The following is a 4,131-nucleotide window of genomic DNA, read 5'->3' as shown; positions in this document are numbered from 1 at the left end:
ACCCACCAGATGGAGTAACTAGCGAGGTAGAACCCTGGCGGCCAGGCAAAATCGGCCCGTGCAACCGCTGGCACAGCAACCAGTGATGCTAGAAGAGTACGCACACCAAACTTCATGGCGCCTAACGCTTAAGTTGAGCGGCCGCATGCCGCACGCTTGAACTTGGCACTTTATCGATCACGGCCGCTCCAACGCATAGTTAGACCGCATCTGGGTTTTCCATGTGAGAATGCATGCGCCGGCGGTCTATCAGCCACCCGATGGCACCGTATACAGCTGACCATAAGGCAGCATTCAAGAGATCTGCCGGAATATTGCCTGCCCCCGTTACAACACTGCGACGTGGAACTAGTCCGAACGCCACCGCGAGTTCGTACCCAGGCGAACTGTGAAAGAGAGCGAGAAGTAAACCGACCATGCCAAACAGGGCCGCAAGGGGCCCAAGGAAGTAAAGACCATACAACCCGAGCGACGCCGGTGATACCACTAGCCCAAACGCAACGCCGGTGTTCCTCCACAGACGGGTGGGAGCCAGGCGCCGCGATACCACTGCTACACCAATTGGAACCAGCCAAAGCAAAAGCAGCGCGGACACCATGCGGTCTAACTTTGATTTATCTGCAATTCTGAGGAGGATATATCGCGCCAAATCGTGCGTATAGTCTGGTCAGCGACGCGCTAACTTCTTGTCAAATCAGGGGGCATGCTCGGATTAGGCGGTATCGGATCATCGATAACTGACCAGTCGATCCGAGTGTCCTCAGTCGGTGTCTACTCCTCCAGCCGTTCTTGAGCGAGCGCCTCGCCGATACGTCTGCAAATCTTTGGCTATCGTCGCGTCGCACTCTGCAAGGCTTTGCGCCGCGCATGAACCGTGTGGGCGGAAACCAATGCCACGATGCGATCGACATGATTGGCGGCCATGCAGCGGTCGGTGACGATCGACGTGGTCTTACGGCCTCCGCTGGCCAATGTGACCGCGTGGTTCACGGTCGATCGGCCGAAAGTGCCGGCATCCGAAACGTAGCGAAAACGTAGCCTTCGGTGCTCAAACGTAGCCTTTGGTGCCTGTTTTGGAGGAGGGCGGGCCAGTTAAGTGATTGAAAAACAAGCACCATCAGTTTCAACGGTTCGACTACGAACCAGGGGGTCGGGGGTTCGAATCCCTCCGGGCGCGCCATTCATCACGAGTTTTCGGAACGAGTCGCGCGGAAGGCCCGCAAACCCGCGATGCCGAGCAATGCGAGCCCGATTCCGAGCAGTCCGGCATCGAACGCGATAAGCGGCAACCGTGCCGCGCGTACCCGATCCCAGTTGTTGAAACGGACGCGCAGATCAGCGGGTCTGACGGCGACGGTTCCGGAATCCGTGACGCGTTGCAGATGACCCGACGCAACTTCTTCGCTCAGCGGGCGATCGCCAACATAGATCTCCGCGCGATCGCGCGCATCGGCGATCGTCGGAGCCATCGTGAGCGGTGTCCACCAGATGTCGGACGTTCCGCCGACATGTTGCACCAGCATCAGGGCGGGAAGCACCGTGAGGAGGATTCCGACAAGAAGGACAGGTTGGCGTTGCGTGCCTGGTGCGGGCCTCGCCTCGAGCAGGGCCGACGCCGAACCGCCGCGAAGTTCCGCCGCAGCGAGCTGGCGTTCCTCGGCATCGCGATAGCGGCGATAGATCGTGGGGAGCAGTGCGCCTTCGACTACGGCGATCACGCTGCCACCGAGCATCAGCGGATACCAGATGGCGTAGGGTTGGCCGCCAACGAGCGCGACCAAGCCTGCGGCCAGCAGCAGCACGCCGAGCGCCGCTGACGTCCACCAGATCGGCAGCACCACGCGTCGGCCTATGCCACGGGCGGCCATCGCTCCGGTCACGCCGCTCAGCGTCCCGATCACGCCGCCGAGCACGCCGAGGGCCGCGCCGCACCAGGCACCGAAGTGATTCGGATCGTCGAACCAGGGAACGGCCATGTCAGGACTCCTTTCTAATCTTCTTCCGGTGGAGCTCGAGCACCGCTTTCGCCGCGCGGGGCGTGACTTCGCCTTTTTCGACCTGACCGGCGAGCAGCTCCGCCATCGGATCGACCGGTCGCGCTGCCAGCGCGCCCTGCAGGTGTTCGATCACCCGATCGAGGCGCGAGCGCATCGTCGGGTAGCTGACGCCGTAAGTCTCGGCCAGCTCCTTGATCGATCCCGACGCCAGCACCAGTCGCTGGACCAATTCGAGATCCTCCTCCTCCAGGCCAAGGAGTGGTGCCCGGTTTTTCATTTTAGTAAATCTACTTTAATAAATCGAAAGCCGGTCATCAAGCCCGATTTGCCTCGCAGGGACCGGCCGCGGGGATTCTCGACCTATGGAAAGGTCCCTGATCCGCCGCGAATGGCACTCCCCGACGTCTCGTGATGGTGCCGTGGTGTTCAAGGCCACATCGCAGCCAAGCGCCGCGGCCGCGCAACCCGGCCAACTCCGTTATGATGGTCGCGCGCTCACTGTATCGGAGACGCACATGCAGAAAATCGTGCATAACTATTTGAAAGCGCTCGAGGCGGGCGATGCCGACAAAGCGGCGTCACTGTTCATTGCCGACGGCTGGGTCGAGTCGCCGTTCCTCGGCCGATTGCCGGTGCGCCAGTTCATCAAGAAGGTTGCTGACGCGTCGAACGGTACGAAGCTGACAGTGCACGACGTTCTGGTGAGCGCAGAGGGCCATCTGCGCGCCGTCGCTTACTATCTTTATGACTGGCGTCTGAAAGACGGTTCAAGGGTGTCGTTCGACTGCGCGGATGTGTTCAATTTCGACCCAAGTACCGGGCGCATCCAGTCGATCGTGCTCGTGTACGACACCCATCCGGTGCGCAGCGTCGTCGAAACCAAGTATCCGTGACCGACGCGCGGCGGGAGCAGTTCGGGAATCGCGGGGTTGTTCGATGGCACGCGATTCGGTTTGCCGGACGACCGAGTGGCACCTGATCGCAGCGATCGAGCGCTTGACGCATCGCCGGACGCGACCCCTCGCCCCTCTGCCCGCGCCGGTGTTCCGCTGGAATCACGGCAAGGTGATGGCCGAAGGCGGGCGCGGCCTCGCGCGGGAGCTGTCGAGGTGAGAAAGCCCGCGTCACATCGCGCATTAAAGGAGTCGCGTCGGCGAACGATACGGTTACCGGCCGTACGTGCAGGGTTCCGGGAGGCGACGGGATGTCGGAGATCTTTACATAACGTGGCCGCTTGCCGGACAGTCCGGCGCCGAAGCGATCGCAGGGGTTACAATAATCCGGGTCGAGAGGAGACGGGCGCCGGGTCGCCGATGGAAGCTCGTCTAGCCGTGAGAAGAATATTAAGGAGGCCTCTAGTGACAATGTCAATGAAATCGCTGCTGTGCGCCGGCGCGCTGATGATCGGGGTTTCTGGCGTCCAGGCCGCGCCGATCAGCTTCGTGGCCACCGGCGTGACGGGCGTATCCGGTTTCGTCCAGTTCGACAGCAGCAGCTTCAATGGCACCAGTGCTCAGTCTGTCGCGAATAACTTGATTACGGACCTGAACCTCAACCTGTTCGGTCAGATGTTCACGCTGGCGAATGTCTCGCTGCCGGGCGCCACGTTGATCAATTCCGGCGGTGCGGCCCCGCTTATCGTCGGCGGCACTGGAAACCTCGCTGACAACGGAGTGGAAGCCATCGCGTTCGCTCCGGATGGCTCCGGCGGCACGGCGATCGACGGCGACGCGTCCCTCGCAGTCGGGCCGACTGGCCAATCCCCAAACGAGTTATTTCTCGCAGTCCGCTGGTCGGTCAGCCCGCCTACCAATATACCTGAGCCCGCCACGCTCTCGCTGTTCGGCCTCGGCCTGGCCGGGATCGGTGCGATGAGACGACGCAAGAAACTGTAAGAGATTAGAGTTGATTGACGCCCGACCCCGGCCACGCGCCGGGGTCTTTGTTTGCGGGGCGCTCGGCCCAGAGTCGCAGGCGTCGCTTCAGTTCCCGACGGACTTCTTTCTCGCACGCGCCTTGCCAAGCACGTCGTCCGCCCAGCTCAAGGCGGCGCGAACATTCGGAAAGCCAATGGTGCTCGTGATGGACAGGACCGCGTGCCGAATCTCCTCGGTCGTGGCGCCCGCCTCCAGGG

The 4,131-nt window shown here is 61.8% G+C and carries 6 protein-coding genes; 3 read left to right on the top strand and 3 right to left on the bottom strand.

The window, feature by feature from the left end; genetic code table 11:
- Positions 1–1,184: 1,184 nt before the first annotated feature.
- On the bottom strand, positions 1,185–1,976 hold the full coding sequence (locus tag WCE35_RS20135) for a hypothetical protein (RefSeq protein ID WP_424595074.1): 792 nt from the start codon (positions 1,974–1,976) through the stop codon (positions 1,185–1,187).
- Between the two features lies 1 nt (position 1,977).
- Complete coding sequence (locus WCE35_RS20130; protein ID WP_424595073.1) at positions 1,978–2,274, bottom strand: DUF2089 family protein; 297 nt, start codon at positions 2,272–2,274, stop codon at positions 1,978–1,980.
- Positions 2,275–2,359: 85 nt separating this feature from the next.
- Between WCE35_RS20130 and WCE35_RS20125 the strand changes: the two genes are divergently transcribed.
- From WCE35_RS20125 to WCE35_RS20115, 3 genes are all read left to right on the top strand, one after another.
- A complete protein-coding gene (locus WCE35_RS20125; protein WP_424595072.1) occupies positions 2,360–2,890 on the top strand; it encodes a nuclear transport factor 2 family protein in 531 nt (176 codons plus the stop codon).
- 43 nt (positions 2,891–2,933) lie between these two features.
- Positions 2,934–3,110: a hypothetical protein gene (locus WCE35_RS20120; RefSeq protein ID WP_424595071.1), complete on the top strand. Its 177-nt coding sequence runs from the start codon at positions 2,934–2,936 to the stop codon at positions 3,108–3,110.
- A 257-nt stretch (positions 3,111–3,367) separates the two neighbouring features.
- Entirely contained in the window at positions 3,368–3,892 is a 525-nt protein-coding gene (locus tag WCE35_RS20115; RefSeq protein ID WP_424595070.1) for a PEP-CTERM sorting domain-containing protein, read from the top strand.
- An 87-nt stretch (positions 3,893–3,979) separates the two neighbouring features.
- Here the strand turns inward: WCE35_RS20115 and WCE35_RS20110 are convergent, their stop codons facing one another.
- Positions 3,980–4,129, bottom strand: coding sequence for a carboxymuconolactone decarboxylase family protein (locus WCE35_RS20110; protein ID WP_424595075.1), 150 nt, complete (start codon positions 4,127–4,129; stop codon positions 3,980–3,982).
- Positions 4,130–4,131 lie beyond the last annotated feature (2 nt).

This window comes from Bradyrhizobium sp., from assembly GCF_049691595.1.
Taxonomy (GTDB): domain Bacteria; phylum Pseudomonadota; class Alphaproteobacteria; order Rhizobiales; family Xanthobacteraceae; genus Bradyrhizobium.
Note: the sequence above shows the minus strand (reverse complement) of the source record. Positions and strands in the feature narration are given on the sequence as shown.

Excerpts from the sequence above, each read along its gene's own strand:
- WCE35_RS20135 (WP_424595074.1), bottom strand. The coding sequence starts at position 1,976 with ATGGCCGTTCCCTGGTTCGACGATCCGAATCACTTCGGTGCCTGGTGC.
- WCE35_RS20130 (WP_424595073.1), bottom strand. The coding sequence starts at position 2,274 with ATGAAAAACCGGGCACCACTCCTTGGCCTGGAGGAGGAGGATCTCGAA.
- WCE35_RS20125 (WP_424595072.1), top strand. The coding sequence starts at position 2,360 with ATGGAAAGGTCCCTGATCCGCCGCGAATGGCACTCCCCGACGTCTCGT.
- WCE35_RS20120 (WP_424595071.1), top strand. The coding sequence starts at position 2,934 with ATGGCACGCGATTCGGTTTGCCGGACGACCGAGTGGCACCTGATCGCA.
- WCE35_RS20115 (WP_424595070.1), top strand. The coding sequence starts at position 3,368 with ATGAAATCGCTGCTGTGCGCCGGCGCGCTGATGATCGGGGTTTCTGGC.